Source organism: uncultured Reyranella sp., from assembly GCF_945957355.1.
In the GTDB taxonomy this organism is placed as follows: Bacteria; Pseudomonadota; Alphaproteobacteria; order Reyranellales; family Reyranellaceae; genus Reyranella.
Map to the genome: position 1 here is coordinate 1 of NZ_CAMFKM010000022.1, position 14,630 is coordinate 14,630.

General features: G+C 65.7%; 11 protein-coding genes. 8 read left to right on the forward strand and 3 right to left on the reverse strand.

The genetic code is table 11. From position 1 onward, the window contains the following. Positions 1-1,604: matrixin family metalloprotease (locus Q0Q48_RS25005; RefSeq protein ID WP_295144246.1), on the reverse strand; the 1,604-nt coding region annotated here is incomplete at its 3' end. A gap of 399 nt (positions 1,605-2,003) precedes the next feature. On the opposite strand from Q0Q48_RS25005, the gene Q0Q48_RS25010 reads away from it, so the two are divergent. The 3 genes from Q0Q48_RS25010 to Q0Q48_RS25020 are packed head-to-tail and all read left to right on the forward strand — an operon-like array spanning position 2,004 to position 4,250. Beyond that, entirely contained in the window at positions 2,004-2,672 is a 669-nt protein-coding gene (locus Q0Q48_RS25010; RefSeq protein WP_295144249.1) for a methyltransferase, read from the forward strand. Beyond that, on the forward strand, positions 2,669-3,523 hold the full coding sequence (locus Q0Q48_RS25015) for a hypothetical protein (protein WP_295144252.1): 855 nt from the start codon (positions 2,669-2,671) through the stop codon (positions 3,521-3,523). Before Q0Q48_RS25010 ends, Q0Q48_RS25015 begins: the two co-directional genes overlap by 4 nt. A gap of 22 nt (positions 3,524-3,545) precedes the next feature. Next, on the forward strand, positions 3,546-4,250 hold the full coding sequence (locus Q0Q48_RS25020) for a hypothetical protein (protein WP_295144254.1): 705 nt from the start codon (positions 3,546-3,548) through the stop codon (positions 4,248-4,250). Here the strand turns inward: Q0Q48_RS25020 and Q0Q48_RS25025 are convergent. Continuing rightward, entirely contained in the window at positions 4,233-5,948 is a 1,716-nt protein-coding gene (locus Q0Q48_RS25025) for an aminotransferase class III-fold pyridoxal phosphate-dependent enzyme (RefSeq protein WP_295144363.1), read from the reverse strand. The genes Q0Q48_RS25020 and Q0Q48_RS25025 overlap by 18 nt on opposite strands. Positions 5,949-5,983: 35 nt before the next feature. Here Q0Q48_RS25025 and asd point away from each other — a divergent pair, with 35 nt between their 5' ends. Continuing rightward, positions 5,984-6,856 carry an archaetidylserine decarboxylase gene (gene asd / locus Q0Q48_RS25030; RefSeq protein ID WP_295144256.1) on the forward strand — a complete coding sequence of 291 codons (873 nt, stop codon included), beginning with the start codon at positions 5,984-5,986 and terminating at the stop codon, positions 6,854-6,856. A gap of 110 nt (positions 6,857-6,966) precedes the next feature. Here asd and Q0Q48_RS25035 read toward each other — a convergent pair whose 3' ends face one another. Further along, positions 6,967-9,570 (reverse strand): Calx-beta domain-containing protein, encoded by a 2,604-nt coding sequence (locus Q0Q48_RS25035; RefSeq protein ID WP_295144259.1) that lies wholly within the window; start codon positions 9,568-9,570, stop codon positions 6,967-6,969. 278 nt (positions 9,571-9,848) lie between these two features. Between Q0Q48_RS25035 and Q0Q48_RS25040 the strand changes: the two genes are divergently transcribed. The 4 genes from Q0Q48_RS25040 (at position 9,849) to Q0Q48_RS25055 (ending at position 14,618) form a co-directional block, all read left to right on the forward strand. Next, positions 9,849-10,289, forward strand: coding sequence for a hypothetical protein (locus Q0Q48_RS25040; protein WP_295144262.1), 441 nt, complete (start codon positions 9,849-9,851; stop codon positions 10,287-10,289). Between the two features lie 92 nt (positions 10,290-10,381). Beyond that, positions 10,382-11,059, forward strand: a complete 678-nt coding sequence (locus Q0Q48_RS25045; RefSeq protein WP_295144265.1) for a nitroreductase — start codon at positions 10,382-10,384, stop codon at positions 11,057-11,059. A 130-nt stretch (positions 11,060-11,189) separates the two neighbouring features. After that, positions 11,190-12,824 carry a UbiD family decarboxylase gene (locus Q0Q48_RS25050; protein WP_295144268.1) on the forward strand — a complete coding sequence of 545 codons (1,635 nt, stop codon included), beginning with the start codon at positions 11,190-11,192 and terminating at the stop codon, positions 12,822-12,824. Positions 12,825-12,851: 27 nt separating this feature from the next. Further along, positions 12,852-14,618, forward strand: coding sequence for a UbiD family decarboxylase (locus Q0Q48_RS25055; protein WP_295144269.1), 1,767 nt, complete (start codon positions 12,852-12,854; stop codon positions 14,616-14,618). Positions 14,619-14,630: the final 12 nt, after the last annotated feature.

The window sequence follows — 14,630 nt, forward strand, 5'->3', positions numbered from 1 at the left end:
TCGGCATCATCGCCGCCCGACAGCGCGTCGGCGCCGAGGCCCCCCACCAGCACGTTGCTGCCCGTGTTGCCCTCTATCACGTTGGCCAGATCGTTGCCGAAGCCGCTGATCGAGGCGCTGCCTGTCAGGATCAGGTTCTCGACGTTGGCGCCGAGGAAGAAATCGATCGACGCCTTCATCGTGTCCGCGCCCTCGCCGGCGCTCTCGATCACGATGACCGTCGCGTGGTCCACGATATACGTATCGTCTCCCAGGCCGCCGATCAGGGTATCCAGCCCGCCATTCCCGCCGCTCAGGGTATTATCGGCGTCATTGCCGGTGATCGCGTTGTCGCCCGAATTGCCAGTACCGTTGATGGCGTTCGACCCGATCAATGTCAGGTTCTCGATGTTGGCGCCCAGGGCGAAGGTGACGGACGCATTCACCGTGTCCGTTCCCGCGCCGGCCTCCTCGATCACGGTGACTGTCGCATGGTCGACGGTATACGTGTCGTCGCCCAGGCCGCCGATCAGGGTATCCAGCCCGCCCGTCCCGCCGTTCAGCACATTGTCATAGGCATTTCCGGTGATCGTGTTGTCCCCGGAATTGCCGGTGCCGTTGACGTTCTCTTCGCTGATCAATGTCAGGTTCTCGACATTGTCGGGGAGGGTGAAGTCCACCGATGCCCTGACCGTGTCCGCACCCTCGCCGGCACTCTCGATCACGATGACCGCCGGAAAGTCGATGATGTACGTGTCGTTTCCGGTGCCCCCGATCAGGGTATCCAGGCCGCCGCCGGTCGCCAGTGTGTCGTCGCCGCCTCCGCCATAAATGGTTTCGATCGCGTTCGCTCCAACGATCGAATTGTTGAGGGCGTTTCCGATGACCGTAAGGGAATTGCTGTTGTCGAGTATCTTCAGGTTGGCGAGGGTTGCCGGCATGTAATAGGTGGTGGGGCCGTTGTCCTGGGTGCCGTAGAGGGACCTGATGCCGTTCACGTCGTCCGCCAGCAGCCCGCTGAGAGCGGTGTCGATGATCGGATTCATGAGCGCGGGAATCTCGGGCTCGTGCGACAGCCCCAGCGCGTGGCCGATCTCATGGAGCGCCACCAGATAGAAGTTGTGCTGGTTCGAGAAGAACGCCGAGTCACTGCTGTCGAAGACGACGTCGCCGCCATAGGGCGTCGATGAGGGGAGGTTGGCTCTCCCCAGGACGCGCGACGCGCCGTCGATGTAGCCTGCGGCAATGCGTATGGTCGGATAGGCTCCGACGCCGATGTTCCCGCCGTTGTCCTCGACCTGGATGAATTCGATGTTGGCCGCGGTGGACCACGCGTTGAAGGCGGACCGCAGCACCGACTGATAGTTGAACGGCAGGAAGCTGCCCAGCGAGACGCTCGAGCCTTCGAAGAAGCTCCCGCCGCTGTTGTCGGTCAGGCCGGCGCCGGCCAGGCTCCAGGCGACAACGCCGCCCGGGCCACCGGTGGACGTCGTGGTGCTGCCGGAGGAGATTCCATAGTCGGTCCATCCCCTGCTGCCCGCGACGAAATCGAGAGGCCCCTCCGATGGCGAGCCGATCGCGAAGTCGCTGGAAGCCAGGCCGACCTGGTCGGCATGGAGGTTCATTCCCCACTGTTCACAAAGCTGGCACATCAGCGCTCGGCCGGAGTTACCGGTCTCCCCTCATGACGTCGGCTGGTGCGACACGGCAGTCCAATCCAGCGGCGATGCCGCGGCAATCGCGGATGCCCGGTACGAAGAGGGGCAAGGTCGACTGAACGTCGCCAGCCGATTCCCCCTTTTTCGGATCGCCACGCTATCAGGCAGGGGTATTCCGGACAATCACCGTGCGCAGACCGCGCAATGACGGCACGCGGAAGATGCATTTCCGCGCAGCTCCTGGCAAAGAAGAAATCCGCGTCCGAGAAGCTCGCCGGCCGTTGCCGGCCCGCCTGACATGGGTCAACGAACCGACGCCGTTCCTTCATCGCACGGCAACACGCCCGGCATATGGGTTTTCGCGTGGTGTCCCGGATTCGTAGTATCCTCGGCCGGCGCGGGCCGTCTCTCGCCTGCTGGACGATCGTCGCCGCCGGGCTGGCCGGGGCCGCGCTCGCCCGCGAGCCGGCCGTGGCGATCTACCTCGCGAGCTTCGTCTATTACGGCCTCTACTGGTGCGCCTTCGCCTGGGGCGTCCTCTCGTTCGAGGTCTTCAAGCGCGACGCGCTGCTGCTGAAGGCGGTGTCGGTCGCCGCGCTCGCCTTCGTTTACCTGCAGGCGCCGCCGGACTTGCTCTCGCTCGGCGTGATCGCGCTTGGCATTTTGCTGAACGCCCGTGCCGCCGCCGTGCTGGGGATCGACCGCACCTACTACGGCCACGAGCTGGCCGGGCTGCCGGCGCGGCGCATCACCGAATTTCCCTATTCCCTGATGTCCCACCCGATGATCGTCGGAAACGTGATGGCGTTTGGCGGCACGCTGCTCAACCCGGAATTCCGCGCCGCCTGGTGGCCGCTCGCCACGCTCCATGTCGTGTTGAACCTCGCCTTGCTCGCGATGGAGCGGGCGGGACCGGGACGCCGGCCGGTCCTCCGGCTGGCGGGACTCCTCGTCCTTGCGGCCACGGCGGCGGCCGCGACGGTCGCCGCGGGCAACCACGCCGTTTCGAGCCGCCTCAGCCAGGAAGCCACGTGACCGACATTCTCGATTCCACTGCCCCGGGCACGAGACGGGGCGCGGTCTCCACCCTGTTTCCCGCCACGATCGGCCGCTTCGAGAGCGCCGAAGACCGCGCCCTGATCGACGGCCTGTCGCGCTGGGTCGAGGATCGTTTCCGCGAGGAACTCTCCCAGCGGCCGTCCTGCCACGTTTACCTCTCGACTCTGCCCGCCGAGATCGTCGCGCGGATCGACCGGCTGCGCGACAGTCCGGTCATTCGCGAGCTGATCCTGCGCCGGGTTCCGGCTGGCAGCGGCTTCGAGCCGATGAAGCACACCGACGAGCTCTACATCTCGCACTACAACAAGGATCGCGGCGGCGACCAGGGCCTGTTCGACAGGCACTATGACGGCAACCTGCGCTTCCTGTCGTCGAGCCGGGTCGTGCGGGCGCTGATCTATCTCCAGTCCGACGCGAGCTACAAGGTGGTGTTCGGCGACAGCCGGGTCGAGAAGGCCTTCGGCACCTACGAGTTCGGCCTGCTCGACTTCCATCGCGAGCTGCACTGGGTCGAGGGCTGCTACACGCCGGGCGCGCCGCAGCGCATCCTGCTCAAGTGCAACTACCTCGTGACCGCGCCGGGCGCGGGCGCGGGCGCGGGCGCGCGCGGCCGGTTCGCGCTCGCGGCCAACACTGCCGTCTTCTACGTCGTGAAGGCGGCGATGGAATATTCGAAGAGCCCGCGCACGCCGGCGCAGAAGGCCGTGGGCTACCTGTGCAACCTGTTCCGTCGTCTCAACATCGTGCACCCGCTGGTGCCGTTCGCGGCGATTGCCGCGGCCGCGATCGCCGCCGCTGCCGCCGGCATTTTCGTCGTCAACCTGTAGCGCCCCTCCAAAGGAAAACGCCATGACCGGACTGTTGCACGAGTTGAAGGTCCAGCGATGGGACGACCATCGCTACTACCATCACAGCAAGGTCAACCAGTCGCTGCACCTGTTGAGCGCGACCAGCTTCCTGTTCGCCTATGTCGTGGCCTTCACCGATCCCGCCATGGCGGCCCTGATCGGCTGGCTGGTCGCGATGACGACCCGCCAGGTCGGCCACCTGTTCTTCGAGCCGCGCGGCTACGACGCCGTCAACCAGGCAACCGACGAATACAAGGAGGAGATCAAGGTCGGCTACAACATCAAGCGCAAGCTGGTCCTGCTCGCGGTGTGGGCGGCGTCGCCGCTGCTGCTGGTGATCGATCCCACCCTGCTCGGCCTCTTCACGCCGCACGCCGACTGGACCGGCTTCATGACCCATGTCGGCGAGCTGTGGCTGGTCGTCGGGCTGGCCGGGATCGCCTTCCGCGCGGTCCAGCTGTTCGTGACCAAGGACCTGACCACCGGGCTGGTCTGGGTGACGAAGATCGCCACCGATCCGTTCCACGACATCAAGCTCTATCACCGCGCGCCGTGGGAACTCCTGACCGGCCGGCACAGCCGCCACACGCCGGAGACCGTCGCGGCTCCGATCCTGCCGGATGAACTCCTCCCCGAGGTGATTCCCGAGCTGCCCGCGACCGTCGTCGAGGACGCGGTCGCCCCGGCCTCAAAGGGCGGCGTCTAGGGGCTGCGGCCCGGCCAGGCGCACCTTGCGACCCCGCCCCGGGAAGCCCAGCAGGTGCGATGCCATTTCGCGCAGGATGCGCCGCTTGATCGCGCGGTCGGTGGCGAGCGCTCCCGGCTCCCACCAGCCGTCGCGCTGCATCGCTTCGGCGGCCGCGACGAAGCGGTCGACCACCGCCTGGAACTGCTCCTCGGTGAAGTTCAGGCTGAAGATCAGGCGTCCCGTGCCCACCCAGCTGAGCGCAATGCCATGGGCCTTGAGGTAGTACTGGAACATCCAGTGATAGCGCGAGGCCGTCGGGTAGCAGACCGTCCAGATCGACGAGAGATGCCGGATGCGCACCGGCAGCCGCCGCTCGGCCAGCCGACGATTGAGATCGGACGCGCGCCGGTCCCAGGTCTCGTCGAGGTCGCGATAGAGCGCGTTCATCTCCGGAGAGTCGAGATGGCGCAGGAATTCGTTCATCGCCCCCATCACATAGGGATGGGCGTTGAAGGTGCCGCGCGCGAAGCAGATGTCGGCCGGCCGGTCGTCCCGGAACCGCTTCATCAGGCGGTGGTCGCCGCACACGACGCCGATGGGAAACCCGCCGCCCACCGTCTTGCCGTAGGTCACGAGGTCGGCCTCGATGCCGAAATATTCCTGGGCGCCGTGGGCAGCGAGCCGGAAGCCGACGAAGACCTCGTCGAGGATGAGGACGATGCCGCGCTCGCTGCAGACCTGGCGCAGGGCCTTCAGCCAGGCGGCATAGGTCTCGCGGCTGACGCCGCGGTCTGGCCGGCTGGCGACCAGCGTGGAATCGGCGGGCGCGCCCCGGTTTGGATGCATGGCCTGGATCGGGTTGACCAGCACGCAGGCGATGTCGGTTCGGCGGCGCAGGACGGCGAGCGACCTCTCCGACAGATCCGCCAGCGTGTAGGTATCGTGCGCGGCCACCGGATTGCCGACGCCGGGCTGCACGTCGCCCCACCAGCCGTTGTACGCGCCGCAGAAGCGCACGAGGTGGGAGCGGCCGGTGTGATAGCGCGCCAGCCGCACGGCCTGCATCACCGCTTCCGTCCCCGACATGTGGAACGACACTTCCGGCTTGCCGGAGATGCGCGCGAGCCGCCGCGCATTGTCGGCCACGAGATCGGGATAGGCCCCGAGTACGGGGCCCAGTCCGGCGACGCGCTGGGCGCCGCGCTCCATGCAGCCCTTGTAGAAGTCGTAGCCCAGCAGGTTGACGCCATAGGAGCCGCTGAGGTCGTAGCGCGCCGTGCCGTCGAGGTCGGTGATCTGGACGCCCTCGGAGGAGGCGACGAAAGCGCCCGCCGGCAGCGCCGCCTGGACGCGCGGGCTGAACTGGAACGGCACCCGGTAGCTTTCGGTGAACTGCAGGTCGGAGACGTGGCGCGTCGCCTCCGAGGTCACCTGCAATGTTCGTCCGTTGCCAGAGCGCAGGGTCTCCGCCAATGCCTCGAAGCCCGCTTTGCGGCGGGCGGCGACGGCCTCACCCGCATCGTCGGCGCGGAAGAACAGGTCGCCCTCATAGACGTAGCGCGGGACCAGGCCGGCGATCCGCCGCGACAGGCGCGCGTGGCCGGCGAGGGAGCGGTGCTTGGCCCGCGAGAGCTGCAGGCGGTCGCGCAGCCGGGGGACCAGCAGTCCCAGCGCCAGCCCTCCTGCGGCCAGCGCCGCGACAGTCTCGCCATCCATCAGGTTCGTCATCCAGCTTCCCCGGAGTTGTCGTCGTGGCCAAGAGCGTGCAGTCGCAACTGCTGAAGGTCCTTCAGCAGGAGGACATCAATTTCCTGCTGACCAACCGCATCCCGCGCCGGCTCGCGACGCGCTGGATGGGCTGGTTCAGCCGCATCGAGAGCCCGGCGCTGGCCCGCGCCTCGATCGCGGTCTGGCGCCTGTTCGCCGATCTCGATCTCACCGAGTCGAAGAAGACGTCCTTCGGGAGCTTGCGCGACTGCTTCACGCGCGAGCTGCGCGCTGGCGCGCGGCCGCTCGATGCCGACCCCTCGATGCTCGTCAGTCCCTGCGACGGAATCGTCGGCGCCTGCGGCGCCGTTCGGGGGACCGAGTTGTTCCAGACCAAGGGCTTCCCGTACCGGCTCGAGGATCTGCTGATTGATCCGCAGCTGGTCGAGACCTATCGCGACGGCACCTATGTCACGCTGCGTCTTACCTCGAGCATGTACCATCGCTTCCACGCACCGCACGACGCGACGGTCGAGCGCGTGACCTACGTGTCGGGCGACACCTGGAACGTGAACCCGATCGCACTCAGGCGGGTCGAGCGCCTGTTCTGCCGCAACGAGCGCGCCGTGCTGCGGCTGCGACTCGCCTCGGGCGGCCATCCGGTGGCGCTGGTGCCGGTCGCGGCGATCCTGGTGGCCGGCATCCGGCTGCACTTCCTCGACGTCGTGATGAACATGAACTATCGCGGCGCGGCCGACATCGCCTGTTCGACGCGCGTGCGACGCGGCGACGAGCTGGGCTGGTTCGAGCACGGGTCCACGATCATCGTCTTCGCCCCACGCGGCTTTCGCCTGTGCGGCGGCATCGCCGACGGCAAGAAGATCCGGATGGGCCAACGCCTGATGGTTCTGCCCTGATGCGACCGGAGAGGGGAAGGCGGACACTCCCCTTCCAGTGCAACAGTCGCGTTGCCGTCTCGTGAGACCGCCGTGTCAGTTCGATGACCGGCCGCTCCAGTCGTGGTCCGTCAGGACCAGCCCAGCAGGTCCGCACTCATGATGGGGTTCACGAAGCAGTCGACCACATACGTTGTGTCATCGTTGCGGATGGTCCCGGCGGCCGACGCGGTGTCGATGACCGCTCCCTCGCTGGCATGGGACAGGGTGACCAGGAAACTCTCGTCTTGTTCTTCCAGCGTTTCGCCGAGGACCCAGACCGTGACCGCCTTGCAGGACTCTCCGGCGGCGAAACTCACCTGGCCGGACGGCAGGACGCCGCCGTAGAGGGAGAAAGGCGGAGAGGAGGCATCGGCTTCGGAGGGAATCTGGGGGAAAAAGGAACCGATGATGGACGCTGTCACGGACATCAGGCCGGCGGAGCCCAGAAGCTCGTCGAATGGAATGAAATCGGAGTCGATGACGTCGGTACCGCTCACGGCCCAATCGACGCTGGTAGCGCCGCTCAGGTCGCCCGAGCGGGTGACGGCAAAGGTAAACGAGGTAGCGCCCAGATCCTCTTCGAACTTATCGGCGCTGATGGCGGAGATCGACAGAGAGACGTCGTCATTGCGGATGATGCCGCTGGCCGAGGTGAATCCGAGGCTGGTGCCGTCGCTGGGAGATGACAGCACCACCGAGAAGTCCTCATTGGCCTCGACGACGGTATCGCCGGCGACTTCGATGCTGATGATCTTCGAGGTCTCGCCGGCGGCGAAGCTCACCGTGCCGGAAGGCAGTACGCCGTTCGCGAAGTCGGTGGCATCGACCGCCGATCCGTCCACCGCCCAGTGCGCGCTGACGATGCCGTCCAGGTCGCCCGAGCGCGTGACGGTGAAGGTGAAGGGGGTGGTACCCGTATCGCCTTCGGATCTGTCGGCATGGGTCGCAACGATCGACAGCGATGAATCGTCGTTGTGGATGATGCCGCTGGCCGAGGCCGTGCCGAGGATGGCGCCCACACCGGGATTGGACAGTACCACCGAGAAGGCTTCGTTGGCCTCGACGACGGTATCGCCGGCGACGTCGATGCTGACGATCTTCGAGGTCTCGCCAGTGGCGAAGCTCAATGTGCCGGACGGCAGTACGCCGTCCGCGAAGTCGGTGGCATCGACCGCCAATCCGTCCACCGCCCAGTGCGCGCTGGCGGTGCCGTCCAGATCGCCCGACCGGGTGACGGTGAAGGTGAACGGCGTGCTGCCTGCCTGGCCTTCGGGCTTGTCGGCACTGGTGGCGGCAATCGACAGCGACGCCGGCGCGGAATCGTCGTTGCGGATGACGCCCATGGCCGAGGTCGTGCCGAGGCTTGTGCCCGGGCCGGGATCGGACAGGGTGACGGTGAAGCTCTCGTCGCTTTCGAACTGGGTGTCGCCGGCGACGTGGAGGGCGATCGTCCTGGATGTCTCGCCGATCCCCAGCGTGACCGTGCCGGAGGGCAGCGTGCCGCCGGCGAAATCGGCGCCGTCCACGGCCGGACCGCTCACCGCCCAGTTGGCGGTCGCCGGCCGGCTGGTCTCGCCGGTGCGGGTGACGGTGAAGGTGAGCGCCGTGGTGCCGGCATTGCCCTCCGCCGCGTCGGCGCTGGCCGCCGCAATCGACAGGGATGCATCGTCGTCGACGATCGTGCCCGTAGCGCTGCCGTCGAGGATCGATGCACCGTCTGACGGGTCGGACAGGGTGACTGTGAAGGTCTCGTCGCCCTCGACGATCGCATCGCCGGCGATGCCGACGAGGATGTCTTGCTGCGTTACCCCGGGCGCGAAGGTGAGTATGCCGCTTTGGGCGACATAGTCCTGACCGGCGAGCGCGGTGCCGTTTGCGGTCGTGTAGTGGACGTTGAGGGTCGAGCTGGAAGGCTCGGTCAGGAACACCGGAATGCTGACATACCGGGGGTCGTCGCCATCGTCCTCGACGGCCGACGCGTCGCCGACGGTGATGCCCACCGACGGCACGCCGTTGCGCACCGAGAACACGAAAGTGCCTGGTGTGCCGATGTTGCTGGCGCTCTCCAACGCGAGCAGATCCGCCTGATTGCCGGATTGTGGAAGCTCGAAGTATTCGACGCCGTTCCCGGCGCTGTAGCCGGCCCTGGCCGGCGTGCCGCCCAGACCGTTGCTGCCGCCGGACGCGTTTCCGGTCGTCCAGTCGACGTTCTCGTAACGGAAGGTGATGTCGAAGTCGCCCTGCGCGTTGACCTGGTGGATGCTGAGCTGGAAGGCGTTCAGCTTGTTTGTCTGGCCACTGTAGTAGCCGACATCGTCCCAAGTGGCGGTGAAAGTATGGGTGACGGAATCGAGATCGTACCAGAGCAGGTTGGTGCCGGCCGAGGTGCCGCCCGGCGTCGGCGTGACCCCGCCGCCGCGCGTGTCGATATCGGCCCAATAGGCAGCGATGACGGGATTGCTGGTCGATCCCGTGATCGCGCTCGGTGTAAAGCTGCTGGAGGCCGCGTTGAAGGTCACGCTGCCGTTGTTGTTGAGATAGAAGCCCGTATAGTAGCGGCCGAAGAAGTTGATGCCCTGCGCGCCGAAGATCGGGGTAAGATCAATAAACGCGGTCGAGCCGTCGTCGTTGGCCGGAAGCCAGAACTCACCGAACCCGGCGGTACCGCCCAGATTGTTGACCAGCGACGTCATGGCGACCTCCCCAATGGTCTGCCTGACCCTTCTTCAAAGGTCCGGACGACTTTAGTCATCGTCAAAATTTCCCAACCTTTTAATAGTCTACTAAGGGGGGTGCCGGATGGCAATGAAGCCGCTCCCTTCCTCCAGCACCCCGCGCATGCCGGTGCCTTCGAGGATGGCGACATAGTTCCGCCGGGCGGGTCGCGTGAATATTGCAATGACGCCGCAAGTGTCACATTCTCTTGCCCTGTTGGGGAGGCCGGTGGGACGGCCTTGGGAGAGCATGGGCAATGGCCGTGCATTGGACCATCAATTCTGAAGCGAAGCTTTTCGAGGTCACCTGCTCGGGCGTGGTCGAACCGGATGAAATCCATCAAATGCTGGATGTCCTGGTCGGCTCGGATGCACTCGGCTATCGGAAGCTGTTCGACGGCAGTCAGGCCGATACGAACATGGGTGTCATGGACGTTTTGAGCATCGGTGTCCGGATGCGTGGCCTCCATGGTGACGGCACGCGCCTCGGCCCTCTTGCCGTCGTCATCGCCCCTGACAAGTACCCGCTGCTGTCCCGGGTCCTCGGGATCGTCGCCTCGCCCCGCCGTCCGATGCGGATCTTCAGCGAGATCGATCGGGCACGAAAATGGCTGGATACGCCCGCGGTCCGCAGGAGGATGCCGGTCCCTGAAGACGCCGTCGTCAATCGAGGCGACCAGCTCCCATTGAATTGCTGATTGATCGAGGCGGGTTCGCCTGCCTTGCGCGAGGACGACGATGCCCGGAGAATTGCAGCCGCTTCAGGATCAGGCGGGGGAATTCCAGGCCAATGCAGTTCGATGACGTCATTCTCAGTCGCCGGAGTATCCGCGGCTACAAGCCTGATCCAGTCCCAAGGGCGCTGATCGAGGAAATCATCGGGCTGGCGATGCGCGCGCCATCGTCGATGAACACCCAGCCCTGGAACTTTTACGTCATCACCGGCGAACCGCTCGACCGGATTCGCGCGGGCAATACGGAGCGCATGCTGGCGGGTATCCCGCAATCGCGCGAGTTCCGGACGGGACAGCCCTTCGCCGGGCCGCACCGGGACCGGCAGGTCGGCGTCGCCAAGCAATTGTTCTCCGCTATGGGGATTGCGCGCGACGACAAGGAGATGCGCCAGGACTGGGTATTGCGCGGCTTCCGCCAGTTCGACGCGCCGGTGTGCGTGATCGTGACTTATGATCGCGTGCTCGACGGCAGCGACGACACGCCGTTCGATTGTGGCGCCGTGACGACGGCGCTGGTCAACGCCGCGTGGTCGCGCGGGCTCGGCGCCGTGATCAACAGCCAGGGCATCATGCAGTCGCCCGTGGTGCGCGAGCATGCTGGCATCGCCGACGATCAGGTGATCATGAAGAGCATCGCGCTGGGCTGGCCGGATGAGAGCTTCCCGGCCAATGCGGTCGTGTCCGAGCGGAAGTCCGTCGGGGAAGCCACGGTGTTCGTCGGCTTCGGCGGATAGGCCAGTCGCCATCCCCTTCGATTGACCTGTATCAAACGACTTTCTTCGGGCTGCTGATAGCTTGATATCAGCAGCGAAGGTGCAGCCTTCGCCTGGTGCGCAGAAGCGCCCTTCGGGGGAGGGGAAATCGATGGCGGAGGGGCCTGTCGGCTACGACGACATCGATGTGCATGTCGAGAGGCTGAAGTCGTTCGGGTTGGTCCGTTCGGTCGATCGCGCCATCGACAAGGACACCGAGATGCATCCGCTGGTGCGCTGGCAGTATCGCGGCGGCATCGCCGAGGCGGATCGCAAGGCGTTCCTGTTCGCCAACGTCGTCGACGCCAAAGGGCGCTCCTATCCTGGCGCCCGCGTCGTCATCGGCGCCCTGGCCGGCAACAGGCAGATCTACGCGCTCGGCATGAAGAGGCCCGAAGCAGAGATCGGCAAGGCTTGGCTGGATGCAATCGCCCATCCGATTCCGCCGCGACAAGTGTCGGCCGCACCCTGTCAGGAGGTGGTTGAGACGGGCGAGACCCTGTCGCAGCCCGGCCATGGCCTGGACGCCCTGCCCATTCCCATCTCGACGCCGGGCTACGACACGGCACCCTATCTCACGGCGGCGCTGTGGTTCACCCGCGATCCCGACAGCGGCATCCAGAACATGGGCCTCTATCGCGGCAACCTGAAAGCGCCCGATCGTCTGGCCGTGATGATGGAACGATCGACGCTCGCGGGCGGCGGCGTGCACTGGCTCAAGTACCGCAAGCGCGGCCAGCCGATGCCGGTGGCGGTGGTGCTCGGCGCGCCGCCGATCGTGGCCTTCGTCGGCCCGCAGAAGCTGCCGCTCGATTGCGACGAACTCACCGTTGCGGGCGGCCTCGCGGGGTGCCCCATCAACGTCGTCAAATGCAAGACGGTGGATCTGCTCGTTCCGGCGGAATCGCAGGTCGTGATCGAGGGTATGATCGACACCGACCGGCTCGAACCCGAGGGTCCGTTCGGCGAGTCGCACGGCTACATGGCACTCGAGGAATACAACTTCTCGATGCGTGTGACCGCCATAACCCGGCGTCCATCCTACACCATCACCTCGATCATCTCCCAGGTCACGCCGAGCGAATCGAGCGTCATCAAGAAGGTGGCCTACGAGCCGCTCTATCTCGCCCATCTGCGCGACGGACTGAACATCAAGGGCGTCGTGCGCGTCTCGATGCACGAACCGCTCACCAACCTCAGGCCGTTCGTCTTCCTGATCCTCAAGAAGGGGACCCCGAAGTCCGAGATCTGGCGGGCGCTGATGGGGGCGGCCTCCCTCACGCCGGCGATCGGCAAGTTCTGCATCGCCCTCGATGAAGATATCGACCCCGAGGACACGGACCATGTCCTGTGGGCTATCGCCTACCGCTCCAACCCGCTGACGGACACCCATGTCGTGCCCAACCGCGGCAAGGGCCACGGGCCCGCGCTGAAGGGGTCCGACACAGATGCGACCATGCTGATCGACGCCACGGCCAAGGGCGACTATCCGCCGGTCGCGCTGCCGAAGAAGGAATACATGGATCGGGCCCGTGCGCTCTGGGAGGAGCTCAAGTTGCCGCCGCTGCGGCCGCAGTCGCCGTGGAGCGGCTACTCGCTCGGCGACTGGTCCGAGGAATGGGACGCCTGCGCCGCGCGCGCCGTACGCGGCGACTGGATTGCGAACGGCCGCCGCTCGGCGGCGCACATGAGCATCACCGCCGAGCCGCAGGATCCTGCGCGCGACATTCGATTCGAGGGCGACTGAGCCAACCGCATTAAGAGGAGAATTGCCGTGCAAAAGGGATTTCAACGCAAGTACGACGACCTCAACGATCACCTGGAGAAGCTCGAGAAGGCGGATCTCCTCTGGAAGATCGACCACGAGATCAACAAGGACCGGCATCTGCACGCTTTCGTGCGCTGGGGCTATGTCGGCGACGTCGGCACGGTGCTCAACAGCAATCCGAAGCGGGCCTTTCTGTTCACCAACGTCACCGATTCCAAGGGGCGCAAGTACAAGGGAAATTGCGACGTTCAGGTCGGCGGCACGGCGGGATCGCCGGCGATCTACGCCCTGTCGATGGGCATCGAGCACAAGCCCGACGAAGCACTGTCGGTGCTGTCGCAGAAAATCTTCGACAAGTGGTCCCATGCGTTCCAGCACCCGATTCCCGCCGTCGAGATCCCGTCGGAGGAAGCACCCGTCCATGAGGTGGTGCTGACGGGCGAGGACCTGAAGGGCGGCGCCGGCAAGGGCCTCGACACGCTGCCGGTGCCCAACAACACGCCGGGCTGGGATACGGCGCCGTATTTTTCTGCCGGCCTGTTCGTGACGCTCAATCCAGACACGAACATCCAGAACATCAGCCAGAACCGCTGCAGCCTGAAGGCGTCGGATCGCATGACCGGCATGTGGCTGATCCAGACGAATGGCGGGGCCCACCAGAATTGGGCGAAGTACAAGGAGCGCGGCGAGAAAATGCCGGTGGCGCTGATCGTCGGCGCGCCGCCCTCGCTGCAGGTCGTTGGCCCGCAAAAGGTACCGGAGTACCTCGACGACATGGACGTGGCCGGCGCCCTGGCCGGCGCGCCGTACCGCAAGGTCAGGTGCAAAACCATCCCGCTCATGGTGCCGGCCGACGCGCAGATCATCATCGAGGGTTGGCTCGATCCCGAGAAGCTCGAGATGGAGGCGCCGTTCGGCGAGTCCTACGGCAACATGTCGGTGGAGGAATACAACCACTCGATCACCGTCACCGCCATCACGCGGCGCAAGAAGGCCGTGCTGAGTTCGATGATCTCGCAGATGGCGCCGTCCGAGTCCGGCGTCATCAAGCAGTTGAACTACAGCGCGATCATGCTGAACCACCTGAAGAACACGCTGTACATCCGGCAGGTCAAGGACGTGGCCCTGCATGGGCCGATGATCGGCGTCTCGCGGTTCACGGTGGTCGTCCTGGAGAGGAACACGCCCAAGACCGAGATCTGGCGGGCGCTGGAAGGCGCCACCACCTTCATGCGCTCGGTGGGCAAGATGACGGTCGCCGTCGACGAGGACATTAATCCGAACAACGTCGAGGAAGTGCTGTGGGCGATCGCCTATCGCACCGATCTGATGAAGTCGGTGAAGATCGTGGACCACCAGGCCAACGGCCATGCGCCCAAGCTGCGCGACCGCGAATGGGAAGCGAAGATCATGATCGACGCGACCCTCCATTACGACATGCCTCCGGTTGCCTTGCCGGCGCGGGAGCTGATGGAGGAGGCCAGGACCCTCTGGGACAAGGCCGGTCTGCCGCCCGTCACCCCGCGCTGGAAGTGGTACGGCTACAACCTTGGCGACTGGTGCGAGGAGTGGACGAAGTGCGCCCAGCGCGCCGTCGACGGCGACTGGCTGATCAACGGGTTGCGGACGGCGCGCCTGGTCGATACCGACGCCGTTGGCGGTCCCACCGCGGGCGTGCCGCGCGAGGGCGTCGTGCGCTGGAACGAGAAGACTGGCGAGGTGGATTATCCGCCGGGCTTCCCGCTGAAGGATCGCTTCGATACCGACGAATAGCCGGACGAGGCG

Coding starts and splice junctions, on each gene's coding strand:
- Q0Q48_RS25020 (WP_295144254.1), top strand. CDS start 3,546: ATGACCGGACTGTTGCACGAGTTGAAGGTCCAGCGATGGGACGACCAT.
- Q0Q48_RS25025 (WP_295144363.1), bottom strand. CDS start 5,948: ATGGATGGCGAGACTGTCGCGGCGCTGGCCGCAGGAGGGCTGGCGCTG.
- Q0Q48_RS25035 (WP_295144259.1), bottom strand. CDS start 9,570: ATGACGTCGCTGGTCAACAATCTGGGCGGTACCGCCGGGTTCGGTGAG.
- Q0Q48_RS25040 (WP_295144262.1), top strand. CDS start 9,849: ATGGCCGTGCATTGGACCATCAATTCTGAAGCGAAGCTTTTCGAGGTC.
- Q0Q48_RS25045 (WP_295144265.1), top strand. CDS start 10,382: ATGCAGTTCGATGACGTCATTCTCAGTCGCCGGAGTATCCGCGGCTAC.
- Q0Q48_RS25050 (WP_295144268.1), top strand. CDS start 11,190: ATGGCGGAGGGGCCTGTCGGCTACGACGACATCGATGTGCATGTCGAG.